This window comes from Mycobacterium sp. TY815 (genome assembly GCF_030755135.1).
GTDB lineage: Bacteria > Actinomycetota > Actinomycetes > Mycobacteriales > Mycobacteriaceae > Mycobacterium.
Genome location: NZ_JAUFRX010000001.1, coordinates 2,093,677 through 2,116,895, shown reverse-complemented (window position 1 = coordinate 2,116,895; position 23,219 = coordinate 2,093,677). Strand labels below are relative to the sequence as shown.

General features: G+C 67.3%; 22 protein-coding genes and 1 pseudogene. 19 read left to right on the top strand and 4 right to left on the bottom strand.

The genetic code is table 11. The annotated features are described in order from the left end of the window. Nucleotides 1–67: 67 nt before the first annotated feature. Nucleotides 68–1,420, bottom strand: coding sequence for an HNH endonuclease signature motif containing protein (locus QXK92_RS08845; RefSeq protein ID WP_306241280.1), 1,353 nt, complete (start codon nucleotides 1,418–1,420; stop codon nucleotides 68–70). Nucleotides 1,421–1,523: 103 nt separating this feature from the next. Here QXK92_RS08845 and dapB point away from each other — a divergent pair, with 103 nt between their 5' ends. From dapB to QXK92_RS08825, 4 genes are read left to right on the top strand one after another with little or no spacing between them, the layout of a single operon-like run. Further along, nucleotides 1,524–2,261 carry a 4-hydroxy-tetrahydrodipicolinate reductase gene (gene dapB, locus QXK92_RS08840; RefSeq protein WP_306241279.1) on the top strand — a complete coding sequence of 246 codons (738 nt, stop codon included), beginning with the start codon at nucleotides 1,524–1,526 and terminating at the stop codon, nucleotides 2,259–2,261. Beyond that, complete coding sequence (locus QXK92_RS08835) at nucleotides 2,258–2,713, top strand: hypothetical protein (protein ID WP_306241278.1); 456 nt, start codon at nucleotides 2,258–2,260, stop codon at nucleotides 2,711–2,713. Before dapB ends, QXK92_RS08835 begins: the two co-directional genes overlap by 4 nt. Next, on the top strand, nucleotides 2,710–3,162 hold the full coding sequence (locus tag QXK92_RS08830; RefSeq protein WP_306241277.1) for a flavodoxin family protein: 453 nt from the start codon (nucleotides 2,710–2,712) through the stop codon (nucleotides 3,160–3,162). The genes QXK92_RS08835 and QXK92_RS08830 overlap by 4 nt, the downstream gene beginning before the upstream one ends. Before the next feature lie 25 nt (nucleotides 3,163–3,187). Next, nucleotides 3,188–3,886, top strand: coding sequence for a GAF and ANTAR domain-containing protein (locus QXK92_RS08825; protein WP_306241276.1), 699 nt, complete (start codon nucleotides 3,188–3,190; stop codon nucleotides 3,884–3,886). A gap of 15 nt (nucleotides 3,887–3,901) precedes the next feature. On the opposite strand, the pseudogene QXK92_RS08820 reads toward QXK92_RS08825, so the two are convergent. Next, nucleotides 3,902–4,129, bottom strand: a pseudogene (locus tag QXK92_RS08820) (thioesterase family protein); the annotation flags it as partial. Nucleotides 4,130–4,303: 174 nt separating this feature from the next. Between QXK92_RS08820 and QXK92_RS08815 the strand changes: the two are divergent. The 6 genes from QXK92_RS08815 (at nucleotide 4,304) to QXK92_RS08790 (ending at nucleotide 13,022) form a co-directional block, all read left to right on the top strand. Continuing rightward, entirely contained in the window at nucleotides 4,304–4,705 is a 402-nt protein-coding gene (locus QXK92_RS08815; protein WP_306241275.1) for a nitroreductase family deazaflavin-dependent oxidoreductase, read from the top strand. A gap of 49 nt (nucleotides 4,706–4,754) precedes the next feature. After that, the gene (locus QXK92_RS08810) at nucleotides 4,755–6,281 is read left to right on the top strand and encodes a class I adenylate-forming enzyme family protein (RefSeq protein ID WP_306241274.1); all 1,527 of its coding nucleotides are present in this window, start codon (nucleotides 4,755–4,757) and stop codon (nucleotides 6,279–6,281) included. A gap of 191 nt (nucleotides 6,282–6,472) precedes the next feature. After that, nucleotides 6,473–7,246 (top strand): PE family protein, encoded by a 774-nt coding sequence (locus QXK92_RS08805; RefSeq protein ID WP_306241273.1) that lies wholly within the window; start codon nucleotides 6,473–6,475, stop codon nucleotides 7,244–7,246. A gap of 14 nt (nucleotides 7,247–7,260) precedes the next feature. Next, the gene (locus QXK92_RS08800; RefSeq protein ID WP_306244288.1) at nucleotides 7,261–8,403 is read left to right on the top strand and encodes a PPE family protein; all 1,143 of its coding nucleotides are present in this window, start codon (nucleotides 7,261–7,263) and stop codon (nucleotides 8,401–8,403) included. Between the two features lie 208 nt (nucleotides 8,404–8,611). Further along, nucleotides 8,612–9,760: a PPE family protein gene (locus QXK92_RS08795; protein ID WP_306241272.1), complete on the top strand. Its 1,149-nt coding sequence runs from the start codon at nucleotides 8,612–8,614 to the stop codon at nucleotides 9,758–9,760. Nucleotides 9,761–9,782: 22 nt separating this feature from the next. Next, entirely contained in the window at nucleotides 9,783–13,022 is a 3,240-nt protein-coding gene (locus QXK92_RS08790) for a carboxyl transferase domain-containing protein (protein ID WP_306241270.1), read from the top strand. Between the two features lie 12 nt (nucleotides 13,023–13,034). Here QXK92_RS08790 and QXK92_RS08785 read toward each other — a convergent pair whose 3' ends face one another. Continuing rightward, complete coding sequence (locus QXK92_RS08785; protein ID WP_306244286.1) at nucleotides 13,035–13,361, bottom strand: PE-PGRS family protein; 327 nt, start codon at nucleotides 13,359–13,361, stop codon at nucleotides 13,035–13,037. A 102-nt stretch (nucleotides 13,362–13,463) separates the two neighbouring features. On the opposite strand from QXK92_RS08785, the gene QXK92_RS08780 reads away from it, so the two are divergent. Genes QXK92_RS08780 through QXK92_RS08770 form a run of 3 tightly spaced genes read left to right on the top strand, consistent with a single transcriptional unit; the run spans nucleotide 13,464 to nucleotide 16,509 of the window. Beyond that, complete coding sequence (locus QXK92_RS08780; RefSeq protein ID WP_306241269.1) at nucleotides 13,464–14,240, top strand: SDR family oxidoreductase; 777 nt, start codon at nucleotides 13,464–13,466, stop codon at nucleotides 14,238–14,240. After that, nucleotides 14,237–15,421, top strand: coding sequence for an acyl-CoA dehydrogenase family protein (locus QXK92_RS08775; protein ID WP_306241268.1), 1,185 nt, complete (start codon nucleotides 14,237–14,239; stop codon nucleotides 15,419–15,421). Before QXK92_RS08780 ends, QXK92_RS08775 begins: the two co-directional genes overlap by 4 nt. Further along, entirely contained in the window at nucleotides 15,418–16,509 is a 1,092-nt protein-coding gene (locus QXK92_RS08770) for an acyl-CoA dehydrogenase family protein (protein WP_306241267.1), read from the top strand. Before QXK92_RS08775 ends, QXK92_RS08770 begins: the two co-directional genes overlap by 4 nt. Nucleotides 16,510–16,573: 64 nt before the next feature. Here the strand turns inward: QXK92_RS08770 and QXK92_RS08765 are convergent, their stop codons facing one another. After that, entirely contained in the window at nucleotides 16,574–17,311 is a 738-nt protein-coding gene (locus QXK92_RS08765; protein WP_306241266.1) for a dienelactone hydrolase family protein, read from the bottom strand. 97 nt (nucleotides 17,312–17,408) lie between these two features. Between QXK92_RS08765 and QXK92_RS08760 the strand changes: the two genes are divergently transcribed. The 6 genes from QXK92_RS08760 (at nucleotide 17,409) to QXK92_RS08735 (ending at nucleotide 23,217) form a co-directional block, all read left to right on the top strand. Beyond that, nucleotides 17,409–18,209, top strand: coding sequence for a thymidylate synthase (locus QXK92_RS08760; RefSeq protein ID WP_306241265.1), 801 nt, complete (start codon nucleotides 17,409–17,411; stop codon nucleotides 18,207–18,209). Beyond that, nucleotides 18,206–18,688, top strand: coding sequence for a dihydrofolate reductase (locus QXK92_RS08755; RefSeq protein WP_306241264.1), 483 nt, complete (start codon nucleotides 18,206–18,208; stop codon nucleotides 18,686–18,688). The genes QXK92_RS08760 and QXK92_RS08755 overlap by 4 nt, the downstream gene beginning before the upstream one ends. Nucleotides 18,689–18,777: 89 nt before the next feature. Beyond that, on the top strand, nucleotides 18,778–19,503 hold the full coding sequence (locus QXK92_RS08750; RefSeq protein ID WP_306241263.1) for a cell division protein DivIVA: 726 nt from the start codon (nucleotides 18,778–18,780) through the stop codon (nucleotides 19,501–19,503). A gap of 50 nt (nucleotides 19,504–19,553) precedes the next feature. Next, nucleotides 19,554–20,780, top strand: a complete 1,227-nt coding sequence (locus QXK92_RS08745) for a winged helix-turn-helix domain-containing protein (RefSeq protein ID WP_306241262.1) — start codon at nucleotides 19,554–19,556, stop codon at nucleotides 20,778–20,780. After that, entirely contained in the window at nucleotides 20,780–22,147 is a 1,368-nt protein-coding gene (locus QXK92_RS08740; protein ID WP_306241261.1) for a type I restriction-modification system subunit M, read from the top strand. Before QXK92_RS08745 ends, QXK92_RS08740 begins: the two co-directional genes overlap by 1 nt. After that, a complete protein-coding gene (locus QXK92_RS08735) occupies nucleotides 22,138–23,217 on the top strand; it encodes a restriction endonuclease subunit S (protein WP_306241260.1) in 1,080 nt (359 codons plus the stop codon). The genes QXK92_RS08740 and QXK92_RS08735 overlap by 10 nt, the downstream gene beginning before the upstream one ends. The last annotated feature ends 2 nt before the right edge of the window (nucleotides 23,218–23,219 follow it).

Below are 23,219 nucleotides of genomic sequence, written 5' to 3'. Positions count from 1 at the left end.
TTCTCACACCGACGTCTCGACCATCCCAGCCTAGAGAGGCGTCGGCGTGCCGCGTCTTGCCGCATCCCTACGGCCCGGCCCGTTCGTCGTCGTCGTCGTTGAGAAGTCGCTCAGGGTGGTGGTAATCGTTGGTGCGGGGGCCGCCGCGGTCGAAGCGCTTCGGCGGGGTCCACGCGGTGCGATGGTTGGCAAATTTGGTTGTGGTCCAACCTCTTTCGATCAGTTTGTGGTTAGGGGCGCAGGCCAGCGTGAGGGTGTCGACGTCGGTGTTGCCGCCGGTGGCCCATTCGTTGATGTGGTGGACTTCGCATTTGTCGGCGGGGACGTCGCAGCCGGGGAAGGTGCAGCCGCGTTCGGCGGCGATCAGGGCCAGTCGTTGATCGGCTGAGGCGATGCGGCGGGCACGCCCGAGGTAGAGGGGCCGGTTGGAGTGTCCGTCGAAGATGGCGAGGTAGTGGACGGCGCGGCTGGCCATTTCGACCAGTTCGCGCATCGGGATCACAGTGCCGCTGGCGGTGACGCCGTGGCCGGTAGCAGTGGTCAGTTCCTGCAAAGTGGTGGTCACTACGACGGTGACGGGCAGGCCGTTGTGCTGGCCGAGACCGGGGTCGCCGAGCTGGCGGCGTAGCAGATCGTTGAGGGCGTCATGCTGGCGTTGGCCGGGGGTGCGGGTGTCGATCTCGGGGGTGGCATCCGACGAGAGGTTGTCGGGGTTGCACTTGCCAGGGGCCGCGAACCGAGCCAGCCAGGCTTCGATGTTGGCGCGCAGTTCGGGGGTGGCGATGAGGGTGGCTTCGCTCATGCCGTCGGCGCGCTGGGGTTTGAAGGTCAAGCTGCGCTGGCGGGCGCGGTCGTGGTCGGAGAATTTTCCGTCGGGGTTGATCAGGACGGCGGCGCGTTTGGCGGCTTTGTCGAGTTGGTCGGGCCGAAGTTGGGTGGCTTGCTGGGCCAGCAGGTGTTCGGCGTGCTCGATGACGGTGGCCGGGGTGGGGGTGGGCAGATTGCGGACAAACGTTTGGATCACTCGCAGGTGCTGGGCGTCGAGCAGGCCCCGACGCCATTGCTGGGACGTGGCCGGGAGTTCGGGGGGCAACCGCTGGCCGGTGAGTGTGGTGCGTGGGGCCAGTTGGGTGGCGTCGCGGATGCGGCGGCGCGCTTCGGCGTAGCTGATGCGGCACCAGTCGGCGATGACCTGGTGGGTGGGGCCGCCGATGTCGGCAGGGTCTTCCGTGGCGAGGCCCGCGATCAGGTCGTGGCTGACCACGGCTTGCTGTCGGCGGGAGGTTTCGAGGCGTTCCAGGGCCCTGCACCGCACCACAGGGTCCAGCATCTGGTGCTGCAGGTCAGCGATTGAGGCGACGGCGGCGTCGAGGGCGTCGAAAGCGGCCACCAATTCCGCCGAAGCCGTGATCGCACGCATGTTCGAATTCTATTGAACGGCGGGTTCGTCCGCCGTTTCGGAATCCCGGCCTGTGGACAAACACCCGACTGTGGATGAAACCCTGCCCAGTAGGCTTCACGCCATGCGGGTCGGTGTACTGGGAGCAAAAGGCAAAGTCGGGGCAACGATGGTGCGGGCGGTCGAGTCCGCCGATGATCTGACCCTCTCGGCGCAGGTGGACCAGGGGGACGCGCTGAGCCTGCTGAGCGACAGCGGCACCGAGGTCGTCATCGACTTCACTCACCCTGACGTCGTGATGGACAATCTGAAGTTCTTGATCGACAACGGCATTCACGCCGTCGTCGGCACCACGGGCTTCACCAACGAGCGCATCGAGCTGGTCGAGTCCTGGCTCGCGAAGAATCCGGGTACGTCCGTTTTGATCGCACCGAACTTCGCCATCGGCGCGGTGTTGTCCATGCACTTCGCCAAACAGGCCGCGCCGTTCTTCGACTCGATCGAGGTCATCGAACTACACCACCCGCACAAGGCCGATGCGCCTTCGGGCACCGCCACCCGAACCGCCAAGCTGATCGCCGAGGCCCGAAAAGGCCTGCCGCCCAACCCCGATGCCACCACCACCAGCCTGCCCGGTGCCCGCGGGGCGGACGTCGACGGCATTCCGGTGCATGCGGTGCGGCTGGCCGGACTGGTCGCGCACCAGGAAATCCTGTTCGGCACCGAGGGAGAGACGCTGACCATCCGCCACGACAGCCTGGACCGCACGTCCTTCGTCCCCGGCGTGCTGTTGGCGGTCCGTCGCATCCGCGAGCGCCCGGGACTGACCATAGGTATAGAGCCGCTGCTCAACCTGACATGACGAAGACTCTGCGGATCCAGCTGCTGATCGCCTTCCTCTGCGCGGCGATGCTGGTGTATTTCTTCCTGCTCGGCCGCATTGCCCTGGTGATGATCGGGTCAGGCCGGCCCGCGGCCGTCGGCTTGGGGGCGGCGCTGCTGATCATGCCGTTTCTTGGACTGTGGGCGATGATCGCGACGCTGCGCGCCGGATTCGCCCATCAGCAACTGGCCCGTCGCATCGCCGACGACGGAATGGAACTCGACGTCAGCGCGCTGCCCAGGCGGGCATCCGGGCGCATCGAACGCGGTGCCGCCGATGCGCTGTTCGAAACCGTGCGTACCGAGCTGGAAAACGATCCCGACAACTGGCGGCGCTGGTACCGACTGGCGCGCGCTTATGACTATGCGGGGGATCGGCGTCGGGCCCGGGAAGCGATGAAGGCTGCGGTCCAGCTGGAGGCCAAAGCGTGACCACGCTGCTGATCGTCCACCACACCCCGAGTCCGCACTGTCAGGAGCTGTTCGAGGCAGTCGTGGCCGGCGCGACCGACCCGGAGATCGAGGGCGTGGAGGTGATCCGGCGCCCGGCCCTCACCGTTTCGCCGGTCGAGATGCTCAATGCCGACGGATATGTGCTCGGCACCCCGGCCAATCTCGGGTACATCAGCGGCGCCCTCAAGCACGCCTTCGATCAGTCTTACTACCAGCTGCTCGACGCTAGTGGGGGCAGACCGTTCGGCGTCTACATCCATGGCAACGAGGGCAGCGAGGGAGCCGTGCGAGCTGTCGACGGCATCACCGCCGGCCTGGCGTGGGTGAAGGCGGCGGATCATGTCGTGGTGTCGGGCAAGCCGTCGAAGACGGACCTCGAGCAGTGCTGGAACCTGGGCGCGACGATCGCCGCGACGTTAATGGGCTGAGCCGGCCGGAGACGGGAGCAGCGCGATGGGCACACCGCCTAGTTCAGAGGGTGAGCTTCTGCACCGCCTCGGCAGCCTCGCGGTCGAACTCGAGGGCCACCGGGACCCGAAGACGGTGCTGCACGAGATCGTGCAAGCCTCGGTGCAGATCGTGCCGGGTGCACGCTGGGCGGGTATCTCGCTTCTCGAGGGAGACCGCGTGGAATCACGCGCTCCCACCGATCAGGTCGTCGCGGAATTGGACCAATTGCAGTCGACCCTGGATGAGGGACCCTGTCTGAGCGCGCTGCGCGAACACCACACGGTCAAGATCGACGACATGGCCAGCGAAGTGCGATGGCCACGCTTTGCCGGCGCGGCGCTGGACCGTGGCATCCGGAGTCTCTTGGCATTCCGATTGTTCGTGCGTCGAGGAAGTCTCGGTGCTCTCAACCTCTACGGCGGCGAGACAGGCGTCTTCGACGAGGAATCTGTTCTCGTCGGCGAGGTGCTGGCTCAACACGCGTCGGTTGCGCTGGCCCGCCTGAGCTCGGAGGCGCGCTTTCAGCGGGCGCTCGACAGCCGGGACGTCATCGGCCAGGCCAAGGGCCTGCTGATGGAGCGCAACAACGTCGACGGTCTGCATGCGTTCCGCATGCTGCTCAAGGTGTCGCAGGAGACCCACACGAAGCTGGTCGACGTTGCGCGGTGGCTGGTGAAGGCGCATGAATCCGGGCTTTCGTAAGCGGATTCACCAGAATCAGGTGTGCGCCGGCCGAAACGCCTCCGCCGGCTGACCAAGTGCGAGTGCCGAACTGGTGCCGATCGGCCCGTGCCGGTCGAACAGCGTCGCGCTTCCGGTGGCGACTCCGGCTGTGCCGTAATGGCTCTGGGCCGCCAAAGCCACGAATTCGCCGTCCGGCAAGCGGATCGCGGTAACCGTGTAGTCGGCATTGATATGGCGCAGCCCGGCCGTGCCCCAATGGGTCCGCCGTGCCATCGGGCCCGGTATGTAGCGGTCACCGTCGGCAGTGAAGAACGGCTCCTGAATCGTCACCGCAACGACGATAGGACAGCCATATTCGGTCATCGGCAGAAGTCCCCGCAGGAGTGGACCAAGGCCCCTGTCCCGAGACCAGCGGTGCGAGCAAGCTCGGAGAGTATGACTACCTCCATCAAGCCGCGCGTTCGAGATGCGGTCCGACAGTTCAACAAGCACGTACTCAACCCGGCCATGATGGCGGTGGCCGGCCGTCGCTTCTGGTATGCGTCGGTGATCGAGCACACCGGGCGGAATTCGGGACGGCGCTATGCCACACCGGTCGTCGCGGTCCCAGTCCCGGACGGGATCGTCGTGCCGCTGCCTTACGGAACCGGCGTCGACTGGCTGCGCAATGTGCTTGCGGCCGGATCCGCGACGATCCGCTGCAAGGGCCGGACCTACCACGTGGTGCGACCGCAAGTGGTCGACGCAGCCAGCGTCGATCCCCAGTTGCCGGCAGCCCGGCGCAGAGCTTTTCACGCCTTCGACGTCGACAGCTTCGCCAAATTCGCACTGGCCTGATCCTGCGTTTCGCCCTAGCGTAATGACACGGGCGACGGGAGGAACGGGCATGCCTGACGTAGTGGAAATTTCGCGCAGCAGCAACCCTTTCCCGCGAGACGGGATCACCGCCGACAGGGACGGCGTCGCACATTACGACGACATCCCGGCCACCTTGCTCGACATGCTCCACGCGCAGGTGACTGCCCGGCCGGACAGCGAAGCCTTGGTCGAATTGGGCGCGGAGCGGCTGACCTACCGTCAGCTCTGGGACCGTGCGTCACGCGTTGCCGGCGGCCTGCGCGCCGGCGGTCTGAAACCGGGGGACCGGGTCGCGGTGCGCTACCCCGCGGGAGTCAATTGGGTGCTGGCGTTCTGGGGCACAGTGATGGCCGGCGGCATCGCGGTCGCCGTCAATACACGATCGGCCCAGCCGGAGGTGGATTTCGTCCTGTCCGATGCGGGCGCGCATATCGACTTGGCCGCGGATACGCCGCTGCCGGACGGCCCGCCTTATGTTGCCGAAGATCTCGGCCCCAAAGATGTTGCCGCGCTGTTCTATACGTCGGGCACCACCGGGCATCCCAAGGGCGTGCCGACCACCCACGAAGCATTCGTCACCAACACCGAGAACGGGATCCGGTGTATCGACCAGCCGCGCGACCTAGGTGAGGGCTTACGCACCCTCATCTCGGTGCCGCTGTTCCACGTGACAGGTTGTAACTCACAGCTTTTGGCGGCCACCCGGCTCGGTGGTGCGGCAGTGATCATGCCCAGCCTCAACCTGGACGAGTTGGTATCCTCGCTGGGCGCCGAGCGCATCTCGGTGATGGTCACCGTTCCGGCGATATACGCGTTATTGCTGCGGCACAAGGAGTTCGCCAACGCCGATGTGTCCGGTGTCCGCTGGGTAGGGTACGGCGGGGCGCCCATCGCACCCTCGCTGGTCCGGTCCGTAAAGCAGGCCTTTCCGGCTGCCACCGTGTTCAACGGCTACGGTATGACCGAATCCGCGTCGTTGATGACCGTGCTGCCCGACGCCGAGGCCGTCGAGCACGCCGACTCCGTCGGATACGCGGTGCCCTCAGTGGATCTCGGTCTGATTCCGGACAAAGACGGCCAGCTTGTCGGTGAATTGGTGACCAGAGGGCCCAATATCACCGCCGGTTACTGGAACCGGCCAGAGGCCACCTCCAGCACCATCGTGGACGGCTGGCTGCACACCGGAGACGTGGTGCGCGTCGACGAGGCCGGACGCGTGCACATCGTCGACCGGCTCAAAGACATCATCAACCGCGGCGGTGAGAACATCTCCAGCGTCGAGGTCGAAGCGGCGCTGCTAGCCGCGCCCGGCGTCATCGATGCATGCGTTCTCGGGGTGCCGGACGACGTCATGGGGGAGAAGGTCGGCGCGGTGCTTGTCGGAGAGCAGATCGATGTGCCGGTGGTGCTCGAATACTGCCGCGAGCAACTCGCCGATTACAAGGTCCCGCAGTACGTGACGGTGGCGACCACACCGCTGCCACGCAACGCCGGCGGAAAGTTGCTCAAAGCCAGGCTGCGCGAAAACGCGCAGTGGGGTCCTGCGTTGCGCTGACGCACCCGGCTTTTCGCCCGAAAATCACCTCCTCTATCGGTGATTTGGGCGCACATACCACAGCAAAGTGACACGCTCAATTTGGCGGTGTAACGAAGCCGTGAATCGGCGCGCCGTTTTTGCCGGACGGGGGTGCGGATCTTCAGCAATCACAAACAGTCCCGACTGTCCGTACACAAGAGGAGCAACACATGTCTTTCGTGACCACACAACCCGACGAGTTGCTGGCCGCAGCGGGGAAGCTGCAGACCGTCGGCGCCCAGCAGGCCGCTCAGAACGCCGCCGCTGCGGCGCCGACCACCTCCGGCATGATTCCCGCCGCCGCAGACGAGGTGTCGGCGCTGCAGGCATCCCTGTTCGCCGCGTACGGCACGCTTTATCAGCAGGTCAGCGACCAAGCAACCGCCATGTACGACGCCTTCGTCAACACTCTCGGCCTCAGCGCGCAGACGTACGCCGCGACCGAGTCGGCCAATTCGGCCGCCGCTGCACTACCGGCTGCCCTGACGGATTCACCGCTGGCCGACGTGGCCAACATCGTCAATATCGGGGTAGGCAACTGGGCCTCGGCAGCCTCGAATCTGGTGGGCATGGCCAACGGAGGCCTGTTAGTGCCGGTCGAAGAAGGTGCGGTAGAGGGTGCCGCCGATACCGCAGGCGGTGCCGCCGATATCGCAGGCATGGAAGGGGCAGCGGGTGTCGGGTCGGCACCCGTCGCCGCCGGGATCGTCGGGGCACCCCCGACGATGTCGGCCTCATCTGCCTGGGCCGGCCCCGCCGCCCTGGTGTCGAGCACCGCGCCGAAATCAATGGGCACCACAGCCGCCGCGGCGCCGACGGTGACAGGAACGACACTGCTGCCCGGCATGCCGGGAATGGCGTCAGCGAGCCGCAGCAGCACCGGATTCGGGGCGCCGCGCTACGGGGTCAAACCCCTGGTCATGGCCCGGCCGGTGCACGCCTGAAGGGATTGCACATGCTGGACTTTGGCGCATTGCCTCCGGAGATCAACTCCATGCGGATGTACACCGGCGCCGGGGCCGCGCCGATGATGGCCGCCGCCGCGGCGTGGAACGGACTGGCGGTCGAGCTGAGCACGACAGCGGATTCCTTCGAGTCGGTGATCAGTGCGCTCACCACCGAGCAGTGGATGGGGCCCGCCTCGCTGTCCATGGCCGCTGCGGCGCAACCCTTCCTGGCCTGGCTGACCTACACCGCGGAATCCACGGCGCTGGCGGGCTCCCAGGCGGTCGCGTCCGCGGCGGCGTTCGAGACGGCGCACGCGATGACGGTGCCTCCGGCAGAGGTGGCCGCGAACAGGGCCCTGCTGGCCGTCCTGGTGGCGACCAACGTACTGGGACAGAACACCCCTGCCATCGCGGCGGTCGAGGCGCAGTACGGCGAAATGTGGGCGCAGGACGCGCTGGCCATGTACGGCTACGCGGGGTCCTCGGCCGCGTCGGGGAAGCTGAACCCGCTGGCGGTGCCGGCGCAGGCCACCAACCCCGCGGCGGTGGCCAACCAGGCCGCGGCAGTAACCCGAGCCGCCCAGCAGTCCGGATTGAACACTCTGATCGGCGACATCCCCAACGCGGTTGGAGTCTTGGCGTCTCCGGCAGCAGCCGACGCGGCGGCGCTGGATCCGGTCACCCAAGCCATCACCGATCTGCTGGCCGTCCCGTTCGTACAGAACACCATCAACGGCGCGGTCAACACCGCGGGATGGTTCACCACTGCCGGAATCACCACCGGAGTGTTCCTGCAACACACCCTGGATACGCTGCCCGCCGCCGGGGCGGCCGCCGGGATCGGTCCGGCGGGCGCCGCCGCGGTGGCCAACGTGGTGAGCCCGGTTGGTGCTGGTGCCGCTCCGCTGATGGGCGCGGCAACGTCGGTCGGCGGGCTTTCCGTGCCGGCAAGCTGGTCTGCCGCGGCGCCGGCGGTCACCACCGGCACGACGGTCGGCGAGGGCAGCGGGTGGGCGGTGCCCGAGGAAACCGGAGTGGTCGCCGGTGTGCCCGGGGCACCCGGAGCGGCGATGGCGGCCAAGGGCGGGTCCGGCATGGCCGGACCTCGCTACGGGTTCAAGCCGGTGGTCATGCCCAAACACGTCATCGGCTGATCATTGGAAGTTCCTATGAGAACGGCAAGTTGGCGAGGAGCGCGATTGCTAAAACTCATTAAAATCACGCTGAGCGGTGGCCGGTATCGTTTCTGGGGGCCGCGCCTTCACGCGACCACTAGTCGGGGGGCTAGCCAGCATCGGCGCTGACGTAACCGCCTCGTAGAAGAAGCCCGCAGCGGGCCTACGCAACGACGGAACATCTCACGTGGACTTTGGAGCGCTACCGCCGGAGGTCAACTCCGCCCTCATGCATACGGGCGCGGGCGCCGCTCCGCTGCTCACAGCGGCGAGTGCCTGGAACGGTATCGCGGACGAGCTGAGCACCGCTGCGACCTCCGTCGAGTCGCTCATCACCCGGCTGAGCACCCAAGAATGGGTCAGTGCGGCGTCATTGTCGATGGCGGCCGCCGCCCAGCCGTTTGTCACGTGGCTGAGCCGCACCGCCGACGCGTCGGCGGTCGCGGCCGCTCAGGCGATGTCGTCGGTGGCCGCATTCGAGACCGCCTTCGCGATGACGGTGCCGCCGGCCGAGGTCGCGGCCAACAGAGCCCAGCTGGCCGCACTGATCGAGACCAACACGGTTGGGCAGAACATGCCTGCCATCGCCGCCGTCGAGTCGGCTTACAGCGAGATGTGGGCGCGCGATGCCGCCGCCATGTACGCCTATGCCGCATCTTCGGCAGCAGCGGGAAGGCTTGATCCGCTGCTGAGCCCCACGGAGATGACGAATCCCGCCGGTCTCGGCAACCAAGCCGCGGCTGTCGCTCAAGCCGCCGCATCCGGTTCTGCTTCCGCGGAGCAGGCGGCGCTGGGCGCGATCGTCGGTGCAGGGCCGGACGCCGTATTGAGCCTGGCCGGACCGGCCGAGGCCCCGGCCAGCACCGGGTCCACGTTGCTGGACTTGTTCATCGCTTTCGACCGCGAAGAACTGTGGTGGGCCGGCACGTTCGATCACAACAGGGCCACCTACTGGGACTACTCGGTCGGCCAGATCGGCAGTGGCGGAAACGATGACGACGAGCCCAAGGAGATTTCGCACGACGCGGCCCATCACGGCGCTGCGGCTCACTCGGCGAAGCCGGGGGTCGTCGGCAAAACCCCGACGGTTGCCGGACTGGGCACGGCGCACCTGGTCGGTGCACTGTCGGTTCCGGCGAGCTGGTCGAATTCAGTGCCGGCCGCCGATATTCCGGCTGCCGAGGGCACCTACTGGGAGGTGCCCCGGGACGAGGATTCGTTCGAGCAACCGACGCCCGCTCCCGGAAGTGTCGCGGCCATCTTCGACGGCCGTACCCGCCCGGGGCCCCGCTTCGGCGTCAAGCCGGTCGTTATGCCCAGGCAAGGACTCCTTTGAACCGGGCCGTACGCTGTGCCCTATGCGGCCACCACCGCGCGATGTCCTGATCGCAAATCGCGGCGAGATCGCTCACCGCATCATTCGCACCGCCACCGAACTCGGTTGGCGCACCGTCGCGGTCTACGCCGAGGATGACGCCGATAGCCCCCACGTGTACTCGGCCGACGAAGCGATCGCATTGCCGGGCAACGGGGTAGCAGCCTATCTCGACCGGACCGCGGTGCTCGGCGCGGCAAAGGCGGCGGGGGCGACGACGATCCACCCGGGATACGGATTCCTCAGTGAGAACCCCGAATTCGCCCGCGCCTGCGCGGATTCCGGATTTGTGTTCGTCGGTCCGGATGGCGGCGTCCTCGAACTGGTGGGCAACAAAACCTCGGCCCGCGCGGCGGCGATCGCCGCCGGCGTGCCGGTACTGGCCGCCACGGACGGTCCGGCCGGCGTCGAGGACATCCGCGCGTTCTTCGCCGCGCAGAACGGCGCCATCATGCTCAAAGCCCTCGCCGGCGGCGGGGGGCGGGGGATGCGCAGGGTCGAGCGCGCCGACCAGATCGAGGATGCCTACCGCCTCGCCGCGGCGGAAGCCCAACTCGGGTTCGGTAATCCGGCGCTGTTCGCCGAAGCGTTGCTCCCCGACGCACGGCACGTCGAGGTGCAGATCGTCGCTGCTCCGCATGCCCATCAGACCCGTGCTCTCGCGCTGGGCGATCGGGACTGCAGCATTCAACGGCGGTACCAAAAACTGGTGGAAATCGCGCCCGCCCAGCACCTTTCCGACGGCCTGCGTCGTGAATTGCACGGGGCGGCGGCGCGACTGTGTGCCAGGGTGGCTCTGCACGGTCTGGCCACCGTCGAATTCCTGGTCCGCGGAGAACAATTCGTGTTTCTGGAAATCAATCCGCGCATCCAGGTAGAACACACCGTGACCGAGCAGGTCACCGGTCTGGACCTGGTCGGTATCCAGTTGGCCATCGCCGGTGGCGCCACATTCGGCGACCTGGCGATCCCTCCCGGAATCTCCTCCGACGGAACCGATATCGCCGGTGATCCTGCCGCCCGGTCCGGCATCGCCATCCAGACCCGGGTCAACATGGAGACCATCGCGCCCGACGGTGCGGTGCTGCCCAGCGCCGGCACTCTGACGGCTTTCACCCCGCCGACCGGTCCGGGAGTGCGCGTCGACACCTACGGCCGGCCCGGTCTGGCACCCAGCCCGCGGTACGACTCGCTGCTGGCCAAGGTGATCACCCACGTGCACAGCACCTCCTTTGCCGCCGCGGCCCGCAAGGCGCACACCGCGCTGGAGGAGTTCAGCATCGAGGGCGTGGGCACCAACATCGCGGTGCTGCAAGAGCTGTTGTCCGACAGTGAATTTCAATCTGGTTTGGTGACAACGAGTTTCGTCGACGACAGACTTCCCCGATTGGCGTCGGCGGCCGCGGCGCACCAGCGACAGCACCCGGCGCCGGCGGCGGTCGAGCTCTACCCGGGTGAGGAGGTGCTCCGGGCGCAGCTCGCCGGGACGGTCGTCGAGGTGGCTCGTGACGGCACGGAGGTGGGCGCCGGGGGTCAGGTGGTGGTGCTCGAGGCGATGAAGATGCAACACGTTCTTGTGGCACCCGACGCGCTGCGCACGGTTCGCAACCTGGTGGCCCCGGGACAGGTCGTCGGGACCGGAGACCCACTGGTGGTCTTTACCCGCACGGAATCCGGTTCCGGTGATGAGAAGAGCTCGGCCGCAGTGGATCTGGATCACCCCAGGGAGGATCTGGATGAAGTGCGGCAACGGCACCTGGTGACGCTCGACGAGGGCCGTCCGGCCGCGGTGGCCAAGCGGCACAAGTCGGGCCGTCGTACCGCGCGGGAGAACATCGCCGATCTCGTCGACCCGGGCAGCTTCGTGGAGTACGGCGCGCTGGCCATCGCCGCCCAGCGCAGCCGGCGCTCCGAAGAAGACCTGATCGCCAACACTCCCGCGGACGGCCTGGTCGCCGGGCTGGCAACCATCGGCGCGGATCGCTTCGGCCCCCAGTCCGCAAGGGCCGTGGTGGTGTCCTACGACTACACGGTGCTGGCCGGGACGCAAGGCATGCGCAACCATGCCAAGACCGACCGCGTGTTCGACCTCGCCGTCCGGAAACGGATCCCGGTGGTGCTTTTCGCCGAGGGCGGTGGTGGGCGTCCGGGCGACACGGACGTCGGCGGGATGGCGGGGCTGGACGTACCGACATTCCGGATGCTTGCCGGACTGTCCGGCCGGGTGCCCCTCATCTCGATCGTTTCCGGGCGTTGCTTCGCCGGCAATGCGGCGCTGGCCGGGGTGTGCGACGTGATCATCGCGACGCCGGATGCCAACATCGGCATGGGCGGCCCGGCGATGATCGAAGGCGGCGGCCTCGGTGCCTACCCGCCTGAGGCGATCGGGCCGATCGATGTCCAGCGGCGCAACGGCGTGGTGAGCCTGGTGGCCCGCGACGAGGCACATGCGGTGTCGTTGGCCAAGCGGTATCTGTCCTATTTCCAGGGCGCCGTGGCGGACTGGGCGGCGCCGGATCCGCGTCTGGCCCGGCATGTGGTGCCGCAGAACAGGTTACGCGCCTACGACGTGCACCGGGCTATCGACAGCATCGTCGACGTCGGTTCGGTGCTGGAACTGCGACCCGACTACGGAGTCGGCGTCGTCACCGCCCTGGTCCGAGTGGAGGGCACGCCCTACGGCCTGATCGCCAACAGCAGCCATCACCTCGGCGGCGCGATCGATGCGGAAGCGGCCGATAAGGTGGGCGACTTCCTGACACTGTGCGAGTCATTCCGGCTGCCCGTGGTATCGCTGTGCGACACACCTGGGTTCATGGTCGGCCCGGAGGCAGAGAAAGACGCCGCAGTGCGCCGATTCGGTCGGATGTTCATCCTGGGAGCGCAACTGACCGTGCCGTTCGGGATGATCATTCTGCGTAAGGGCTACGGCCTGGGTGCGATGGCCATGGCCGGCGGCTCGTTCCGCGCGCCACAGTTCACGGTCGCGTGGCCCACCGGTGAGATCGGTGGCATGGGACTGGAAGGTGCTGTGCGCCTTGGGTTCAGCAAGGAGTTGGCTGCCGCGCCCGACGAGCCCCAGCGCCAGGCGCTGTTCGACAAACTCGTCGCCGCGGCCTATCAGCACGGAAAAGCGCTGCGCGCCGGCACCACCTTCGAATTGGACGACGTGATAGACCCGGCGGAATCCCGCGCCTGGATCACCAGGCTCCGGGACTCCTGACATCCAGGTCCGTCAGGCGTGGCCGGAGCCGCAGCCGACGCCCGGCAGACAGCCCTCGCCGCCGGGAACCCCGCCCGGACCCCAGAACTGGCCCCCGTTGCCGCACCCGACGCCCGGGATGCAGCCCTGGCCGCCAGGACCGCCGTTCGGTCCCTGGTCGGTGCCACCGGAACCGCAGTTGCCGTTGGCGTCGCAACCGCCGCCACCGGGGTCCAGCGGGATGAAGTGGGTGATGCCGGTACTGGTAGCGCCCGGCCCGGTCGCGGCAACGTCAGCGGCGGCCATCGGTGCCGCGGCAATTGCTGCAGCGACAGCCCCGGCCACCACCAGTGGTTTCAGGAGATGTGATTTCGCTAACATGCAAATCGCATACCACGTTCACGAACTTTCAAACCTGCACCAGGCGGGCTTCTTTCTTGAAACAACAGAAGGCGTAAGCACATGACCTCTTTGGACTTAACCGGCCGCACCGCCATTGTCACGGGCGCCTCGCGGGGCATCGGATTGGCGATCGCACAGAAGCTTTCGGACGCGGGCGCCAATGTGGTGCTGACCGCGAGGAAGCAGGAGGCGGCAGACGCCGCCGCGGCGGAGGTGGGCGAGCGCGCTCTGGGCGTAGGCGCGCATGCGGTCGACGAGGATGCCGCACGGCGCTGCGTCGACTTGACCCTCGAGCGGTTCGGGCGAGTGGACATCCTGATCAATAACGCCGGCACCAACCCGGCCTACGGCCCGCTGATCGACCAGGACCACGCCCGGTTCAACAAGATCTTTGACGTCAACTTGTGGGCGCCGCTGCTGTGGACGTCGTTGGTGGTCAAGTCGGGCATGGGAGAGCACGGTGGCGCCATCGTCAACACCGCCTCGATCGGTGGCATGCACCAGTCGCCGGCTATGGGCCTGTACAACGCCACCAAGGCGGCGCTGATTCACGTCACCAAGCAACTCGCACTGGAACTTTCGCCCCGGATCCGGGTCAACGCGATCGCCCCCGGCGTGGTCCGCACCCGGCTGGCCGAGGCGCTGTGGAAGGACCACGAGGACCCGCTGGCGTCCTCGATCGCGCTGGGCCGGATCGGCGAGCCCGACGATGTGGCCGGTGCGGTCGCGTTCCTGGTTTCCGATGCGGCCAGCTGGATCACCGGCGAGACCTTGGTGATCGACGGCGGCCTGCTGCTGGGGCCGGCGCAGGGCTATCAGTCCGGCGGCCGGCAGTGACCACCGAGGCCGAGTTGGACGCCCTGGTCCGTGCGCTGCTGGACGAACACGACCCGGCCGGCACTTCGGCGCGGGACTTCCTTGGCGCACAGTACGACGCGGGTTTGGCGTGGGTGCATCTGCCGGTTGGTTTCGGCGGACTCGATCTGCCGCGGAGCGCGCAAGCGCGGGTCGACGCGCAGTTGGCCGCGGCGGGTGCGCCCATGGGCGGCACCGTCAAGAACTACATCGGCATGGGTATGGCCGCGCCGACGATCATTGCGTACGGGACCGATGAGCAGAAGCGAAAGTTCCTGCGTCCGTTGTTCACTGGCGAACAGATCTACTGTCAGCTGTTCAGCGAACCGGGTGCCGGATCGGACCTGGCCGCCGCGGCTACCCGCGCCGTGCGCGACGGCGATGAGTGGGTCGTCAACGGGCAGAAGGTCTGGACATCGCAGGCGCAGCACGCGCAGATGGCGATCCTCGTCGCACGCACCAACCCCGACGTCCCCAAACACGCGGGCCTGACCTACTTTCTGTGCGACATGACGCAGCGGGGCGTCGACGTCCGGCCGTTGCGTCAGATTACCGGCGAAGCCGAGTTCAACGAGGTTTTCCTCACCGACGTCCGGGTACCCGATGCCAACCGGCTCGGTCCCGAGGGCGGCGGTTGGCGGGTGGCGACCACCACGCTCAACAACGAGCGGGTCGCGATCGGATCGCGGGCCGGCACGCCGCGGGAGAGCGGCCACATCGGAAAGGTCGCCAAGGCCTGGCGCAGTGATGCGGCACTGCGCAATCCGGCCATGCACGACGAGCTGATGCGGCTGTGGGTCGAGGCGGAGGTGCTCCGCCTGACCGGTGAGCGACTGCGCCAGCAGGCCGCCAGTGGTCAGCCCGGACCAGAAGGTGCGGGAATGAAGATTGCCTTCGCCCGCATAGCGCAAGCGATTTCGGGCTTCGAGATCGAACTGCACGGCGAGGCGGGGTTGCGCTACGACGACTGGACCATGCGCAGGCCGGAGGTGGTGGATCTGACCGGCCGCGAGCCGGGGTACCGCTACCTGCGCGCCAGGGGCAACTCGATCGAAGGCGGTACCTCGGAGATCCTGCGCAACACCGTCTCCGAACGGGTGCTGGGCCTGCCCGGCGAACACCGGGTGGACAAGGCCCTCGCGTGGAAGGACCTGCCCCGATGAGCGACCTGCTGTACTCCGACACCGAGGACGCGTTGCGCGACGGTGTCCGGCAGTTGTTCGCCGACCGGTGTCCGCCGGAATCGGTGGCGAAGTGTTACGACACTCCGCCACAAGACTTTTCCGGAGTCTGGCGAACGCTGGCAGTAGAGCTCGGTGTGGCGGGTCTGCTGGTACCGGAGTCGCTCGGCGGGGCGGGCGCGAGCGCCCGCGAGGCCGCCGTCGTGATGGAGGAGATCGGTCGCGCCGTAGCGCCGGTGCCGTACTTGTCCAGCGCGGTGCTCGCCACCGTCGCGTTGTTGCGGGCCGGTGACACCGAGACTGTGTCAGCGTTGGCCTCCGGCGAACTCAGCGCGGCACTGGTGGTGCCGCTGTCCACCGCCCCCTGGGATGCGGTCACCGGACTGGACGTCGGCGATGGCGGCCTGAGCGGGCAGGTCACCAGCGTGGCCGGCGCCGCGGAGGCCGGCGTGCTGGTGGTGCCCGTTGCCGGACCGGAAGGGCTTGAGCTGCACACCGTCCCGCGCGACGGCGACGGCGTGCAGGTGTCACCGAGACTGGCCCTGGACATGACGAGACCCATTGCGGATGTTCAGTTTTCAGGTGCCAGCTCGACTTTCGTCGGAGCCGGTACCGAAGCGGTGGCGGCGGCGTTGCACACGGGCGCGGCGCTACTGGCCTCCGAGCAGCTCGGTGTCGCGCAGTGGTGCTTCGACACCACGCTGGCATACGCGAAGGAGCGCAAGCAGTTCGGCCGCGCGATCGGTTCTTATCAGGCGATCAAGCATCGGCTGTCGGATCTGTGGTTCGAGGTCAGCTCGGCGATGTCGGCGGCCCGCTACGCGGCCGACACCACTGCCCGCGGCGATGACGATGCGGCGGTGGCAGTGTCTCTGGCGCAGGCCTACTGCAGTGGCGCGGCGGTGCACGCCGCGGAGGAGTGCGTGCAGCTGCACGGCGGCATCGGCATGACCTGGGAGTATCCCGCGCACCTATTCCTCAAGCGCGCCAAGAGCGATCAACTGGTGTTCGGCACCGCCTACCGGCACCGTTCACGGCTCGGTGACCTCGTCGACCTCCCGGCCACCTAATGGCGCTCGCGAGCGCGTTGGGCTACCTCCCGCGTGTGGCGGCGTGCCCCTCGGCTCGGCACGGTCAGGCGAGTGCCTCGGCGAACGTTTGCGTCATTGCCGCCCAATGCCGCTCGTCGGCGACAGGGTCGTAAGGCGGGTTGTCCGGGACGGCGAACCCGTGTCCGGCTTGGTACCACTCGATCGTGTGGCGCACGCCCGCCGCCGTCAGCGCCTTTTCCAATTGCTCGGCCTGATCGGCGGTGAAGGACGGATCATTCTCCGCGCCGCCCACGTACACCAGCGCGTTCATCTTGTCGGCCAGCAGGTGCGGGCTCTGGTCGTTGTCGCTGACCAGGCCCCCGCCGTGGAACGACGCCGCTGCGGCGACCCGCTCCGGGAGCCGGCCAGCCAGCAGTACCGAGATCCGGCCGCCCATGCAATAGCCGCAGACGCCGAAGCGTTCACCGCGGACCTCCGGGCGTCCGGCCAAATAGTCGAACAACGCAGTGGCGTCGCGGGTGATCCGGTCCGGCGTCACGGTGCCCAGCATGAACATGATGCGGGCCCGTTCCTTCGGGTTGCTGAAGGCGGTGGCCATGTCGAACGGGGCCCAGTCGCCCTCGCGGTAATACACGTCGGGAAGCAGCACGGCGTAACCGAAGCCGGCCAACTTGGCCGCCATCTGGTCGAAGGTGTCGCGGACCCCGCCGGCGTCGGGAAACATGACCACACCCGGCCACGGACCCGCACCCTCCGGAGTGTGAAGAGTCACGTTGCAGGTGCCGTCGGCGGTGGTCACGTGGTCGGTGATTTTCGGCATGGTGTCCGTTCTACTCCGTCGCCGTCCCGGCGCCCCGCCGCGCCCGGCTTCGCCGCGCCCGGCTTCGCCGCGCTTGCGATCGCGCTAAGCTGACCGCGTGCCGATCGCGACGCCGTACGAGGACCTGCTGCGTCAGGTGCTCGCCACCGGCACCGCCAAATCCGACCGCACCGGCACCGGCACCCGCAGCCTGTTCGGCCAGCAGATCAGATACGACCTGTCGGCCGGTTTCCCGCTGATCACCACCAAGAAGGTGCACCTGAAGTCGGTGGTCTACGAACTGCTCTGGTTCCTGCGCGGCGACTCCAACGTCAGCTGGCTGCACGAGCACGGCGTCACCATCTGGGATGAATGGGCAAGCACCACCGGCGATCTCGGGCCCATCTACGGTGTGCAGTGGCGATCCTGGCCCACTCCGAGCGGGCAGCACATCGACCAGATCAGCGCCGCACTCGAGCTGCTGCGCACCGACCCGGACAGTCGCCGCATCATCGTCTCGGCCTGGAACGTCGGCGAGATCCCGCAGATGGCGCTGCCGCCGTGCCACGCGTTTTTCCAGTTCTACGTGGCCGACGGCCGTCTGAGCTGCCAGCTGTATCAGCGCAGCGCCGACCTGTTCCTCGGAGTGCCGTTCAATATCGCCAGCTACGCGCTGCTCACGCACATGATGGCGGCCCAGGCCGGCCTGCAGGTCGGCGAATTCGTCTGGACCGGCGGCGACTGCCATATCTACGACAACCACGTCGAGCAGGTCGGGCTGCAACTCACGCGCGAGCCCCGGCCATACCCGAAACTGCATCTGGCTCATAGGGATTCGATTTTCGATTACACCTATGACGACATCGAAGTGCGAAACTACGACCCCCATCCCGCGATCAAAGCCCCAGTAGCCGTATGAAGGTAGGCCTGGTCTGGGCTCAGTCGACATCTGGTGTGATCGGGCGCGGAGGCGATATACCGTGGCGGGTGCCGGAGGATCTGGCGCACTTCAAGAAGATCACCATGGGGCACACGGTGGTGATGGGCCGGCTCACGTGGGAATCGCTGCCGCCCAGCTTCCGTCCGCTACCGGGCCGGCGAAACGTCGTCCTGAGCCGCCAGGCCGGTTTCACGGCTGACGGGGCCGAGGTGGTCGGGTCGCTCGACCAGGCCCTCACCGAGCCCGAGACGTGGGTTATCGGTGGTGGTCAGATCTACGCCCTGGCGCTACCGCTGGCCAGCAGGTGTGAGGTCACCGAGGTCGACATCGACCTACCGCGCGACGACGAAGACGCGCTGGCACCCGTGCTCGACGAGTCGTGGCAGGGTGAAACGGGGGAGTGGCAGGTCAGCCGCGCAGGGTTACGTTACCGGTTTCACAGCTACTTCCATCCGTGATCGGCCCCCTCGGCGCGACCGATTGAGCTGACATACTCGGCTTGGGGGCGGTCTCACCGGATATCAAGCATCAGAAGGGGGAATCAAGAGTGGTAACCGAACCCGTGAAGACGTTTTCTCGCAAGTTCCTGGGCTACGACCAGGCCGCGGTGGACGCGCACATCGAAGTGTTGACCACCAAGCAGCGGCTGCTGCGTGACGACGTGGAGAGCCTGCGGACGCGGCTGCAAGAATCCGGCGACCAAGCGGCCGCGCTGCGCAAGGAAGTGGCGTTGCTCACCGACACCTCGCCCTCGCCGCACGCGATGCAACAGCGGATGGCCAAGATGCTCAGGCGTGCGGTCGACGAGGTGTCGCAGATGCAATCCGAGGCGCGCGCGGAAGCGGACGCGATGATCGCGGCGGCCGAGGCCGATGCGGAAGCCGAGCAGCAGAAGTCGAAGGAGCGGTTGGCAGAGATGGCTGAGCAGCTGAACGCCCTGCAGGCCGAATACGAAGAGACCAAGGCAAAGCAGGAAGCCGAACTGGCAAACATGCGCAACGACGCCGAATCGGAGATCGGTGAAGCGTGGGATCAGGCCCGGCGCGAGCGAGACCAACTCCTCGCCGACGCCAAGCAGGAGGCCGATCACTACCGTGAGCAGGCCCGGCGTGCGGTGGACCAGGCGACACAGCAACGAATCAACGTGCTGGAACAGCTGATGAGCGTCTACCGCGACCTCGAACCGGTGCCGGCTGCACTCGAGTCGGCATACGAACAGCGCAACCAGTCGGCAACCAACGGGACGGCGGATCGCCAAGTCAGGACGGCGTAACCCCGCGCCGGTCCCGCCGCCGGACCGCGCGGACCGGTAGTCTCGGCGCCGTGTCGGTCCGCAAAGCCAGGCTGACCGCCGCGCAGGCCCGGCGGATCGCCGTTGCGGCGCAAGGGTTTAGCGAGCCCCGTCCGGGCGGCGTCGTCACCCGCGCACACCTGCGGCGGCTCATCTCGCGGATCCAGGTGCTGCAACTGGATTCGGTCTCGGTGGCGGTGCGCGCCCACTACGCCCCGGTGTTCAGCAGGTTGGGACCCTACGACCGCGACATGCTGGACAGCGCCGCGTGGGGGCCGCCGAAGTCGCGACTGCTGGCCGAGTACTGGGTGCACGAAGCGGCGCTGATGGCGGTCGACGACTGGCCGCTGCTGCGCTGGCGGATGCGTCAGTACCGGCACGGGCGCTGGGGCACCCACATCGTCAAAGCCAACCCGCAACTGGCCGACGACATCGTGGCCGCCGTCGCCGAGCTGGGCCCCAGCACCGCCGGACAGATCGAGACGCACCTGGAAGCGGCGCCGCGCAGGGCCAAGGGCGCCTGGTGGAACCGCAGCGACACCAAGTGGGTGTGTGAGGCGCTGTTCGCCTCCGGAGTGCTGACCACCGCCACCCGGGTGGGTTTCGCGAGGCACTACGACCTGGTGGAGCGGGTGTTGCCCGCCGAGGTGCTCACCCGCGAGGTCGACGATGACGAAGCCGTCCGAGAGCTGACGCTGCGCGCGGCCACATCACTGGGCGTCGGCACCGAGGCCGACATTCGCGACTACTTCCGGCTGTCCGCCCAGCAGACGAAACCGGCCATTGCCGGGCTGGTGGCCGCGGGCGAGATCGAAACGGTGGACGTCGAGGGCTGGTCCGCGCCGGGCTACCTGCGGGCCGGGAGGACGGTTCCGCGCCGCGATCGCGGCACTGCGCTGCTCTGTCCGTTCGACCCGCTCATCTTCTTCCGGCCGCGCGTGGAGCGGATCTTCGATTTCCACTACCGCATCGAGATTTATACCCCTGCCGCCAAACGGCAGTACGGCTATTACGTGTGGCCATTCCTGCTCGATGGCGAGCTGGTGGCGCGGGTGGACCTCAAGGCCGACCGTGCCGGGGACACGCTGCAGGTGGTGGGCGCCTTCGGCGAGCCGGATATCGCGCGGCCGAGGGTCGCCGCGGCGCTGGCCGATGAGCTGTCACAGATGGCGTCCTGGCTGGAATTGAGCCGCGTGGAGGTTGCTGACCGCGGCGATCTGGCCGCGGAGTTGCGCGCAGCCGGTAAGCGAGCCGGCTGATGGATCAAAGCTTGAAGGACACGCTGTGGCACGCCGCCAACAAATTGCGCGGCTCCCTGCCGGCCAGCCAGTACAAAGACGTCGTCCTCGGACTGGTGTTCCTTAAACACGTCTGCGACGCGTGCTGGAAATCGTTGGCCGACAACGCCGAAGCGCCGGACATCGGTGAGCTGGTCGACCGGGCGATGGACGAGGTGATGACGGAACATCCGGCGCTGGCCGGAATGCTGCCGCGGCACTACCAGCGCGTCGACGAGCGCCGCCTCGGTGAACTCATCGCGATTCTCGATCAGGCCGCCATGGCCGGTGGCCACCGGGATCTCATGGGTGAGGTGTACGAGTATTTCCTGGGCAGTTTCGCCCGCGCGGAAGGACGTCGTGGTGGCGAGTTCTTCACACCGCCGAGCGTCGTCCGGGTCATCGTCGAGGTCCTGCAGCCGGGCAACGGACGAGTGTACGACCCGTGTTGCGGCTCCGGTGGAATGTTCGTCCAGACAGAGCAATTTATCGCCGCGCGTGAGGGCCGGCCGGGTGACATCGCCATCTACGGGCAGGAAAGCGTCGAGGACACGTGGCGGATGGCCAGGATGAATCTGGCCGTGCACGGCATCGACGACAGGGGTCTGGCTCGCGGAGACACCTTCGTCCGTGACCAGCACGCTGGCGTGCAGATGGATTACGTAATGGCCAATCCGCCATTCAATATCAAGGATTGGGCGCGCAACGAGCAGGATCCGCGCTGGCGCTTCGGTGTTCCGCCGGCCAAGAATGCCAATTTCGCCTGGATTCAGCACATCCTGTCCAAGCTCGCGCCACAGGGCCGGGCCGCAGTGGTGATGACGAACGGCTCCATGTCGTCAAATACGGCCGGCGAAGGGAAGATTCGGGCTGGCATCGTCGACGCGGACCTGGTGTCCTGCATGGTGGCCCTGCCCACCCAGCTGTTCCGCAACACCGGGATTCCCGTGTGCCTGTGGTTCTTTGACAAGGCCAAGACGCGCCGGGCGGGTCAGGTGCTTTTCGTCGATGCGCGCGGGTTCGGGCACCTTGTCGACCGCGCCGAGCGCGCGCTGGCCGTTGACGAGATCCTCCGGATAGGTCAGACCTATCACGCGTGGCTTTCCAAAAATGCCGACTATCAAGATATCCCGGGGTTCTGCAGATCGGCCACGCTGGACGAGATCCGAGCCGCGGGATACGTGCTCAGTCCCGGGCGTTTCGTCGGGGCGGCCACCGCCCAACCCGGCGCTGAACCTCCCGACGAGAAGATCGCGCGGTTGACTGCAGAGCTGCTGGACGCCCTGGACGAATCCGATCGGCTGGATGCGGTGGTGCGCGACCGATTAGGACGCGTCCAGTGGCGCTGAGGCTGGGCGATCATCTTGACTTCCGCAGCGGCCGCGCGGCGCCGGAACCCCGGATCCGCGGGCCGTTCCGGGTCTACGGCGCCAACGGGGCGATCGGTTCAGCAGCCGCAAGTAACGCCGCCGGCCCCGTGATAGTCATCGGTCGGGTCGGAACATATTGCGGCAGCGTGCATTACAGTGATTCCGACATCTGGGTCACCGACAATGCGTTCACCTGCCGCCCAAAAAACCCGGCAGAGACGCGCTTCTGGTACTACGCGCTGCGGGCCGTTGGACTCAATGGGCACCGTTGCGGATCCGGGCAGCCGCTGCTCAATCAGAGCATCCTCTGCGACATTCCGGCACCTGATGTCTCGGCCGAGCACCGGCCGCGGATCGGCGCTCTGCTCGGCGCCGTCGATCACAAGATCGCCGCCGGCCGGCGCGTGATAGCAGCGGCTGAGGCCCTGATGGTGGGCATGGCCGAGATGGTCTCGCACCGGGTGCCGCTGTCGAGCCTGGCGGCCCGATCGGGCGAATTCGCGGATCCGCAGCATTTCCCCGAGTTCGTTGCGCATTTCAGCCTTCCGGCGTTCGACGAGGGCGCGACACCCCTCGTGGTCGCGGGTGCATCGATCAGGAGCGGCAAATTCCTGCTGAGGCAGCCGTGCGTGCTGTTCGCCAAACTCAACCCCCGCATTCCCCGCGTCTGGAACGTGGCGGACATGCCACCACAGTTGCCGGTGGCCAGCAGCGAGTTCGTCGTACTGACCCCAGCCGGCGTCGGCGCCTCGGTGCTCTGGGCCGCGCTGTGCCAGGCCGACGTCTCAGAAGCGTTGCAGCGACAGGTGGTGGGAACATCAGGGAGTCATCAGCGGATCCGCCCGCGCGACCTACTCGACGTCGGGGTTCGTGACGTCCGGCGGCTGCCTCCGGATGCGGCGCAGACCATCACGGACCTCGGTGCGCTGTGTCAGACGCGCCGCATCGAGATCGCACGGCTGGCGGCGTATCGCGACGCGCTGCTCCCGCTGCTGATGTCGGGCGAGGTGCGCATCGGGGACGCCGTGCTCGTCGGCCAGATAGGCTGATC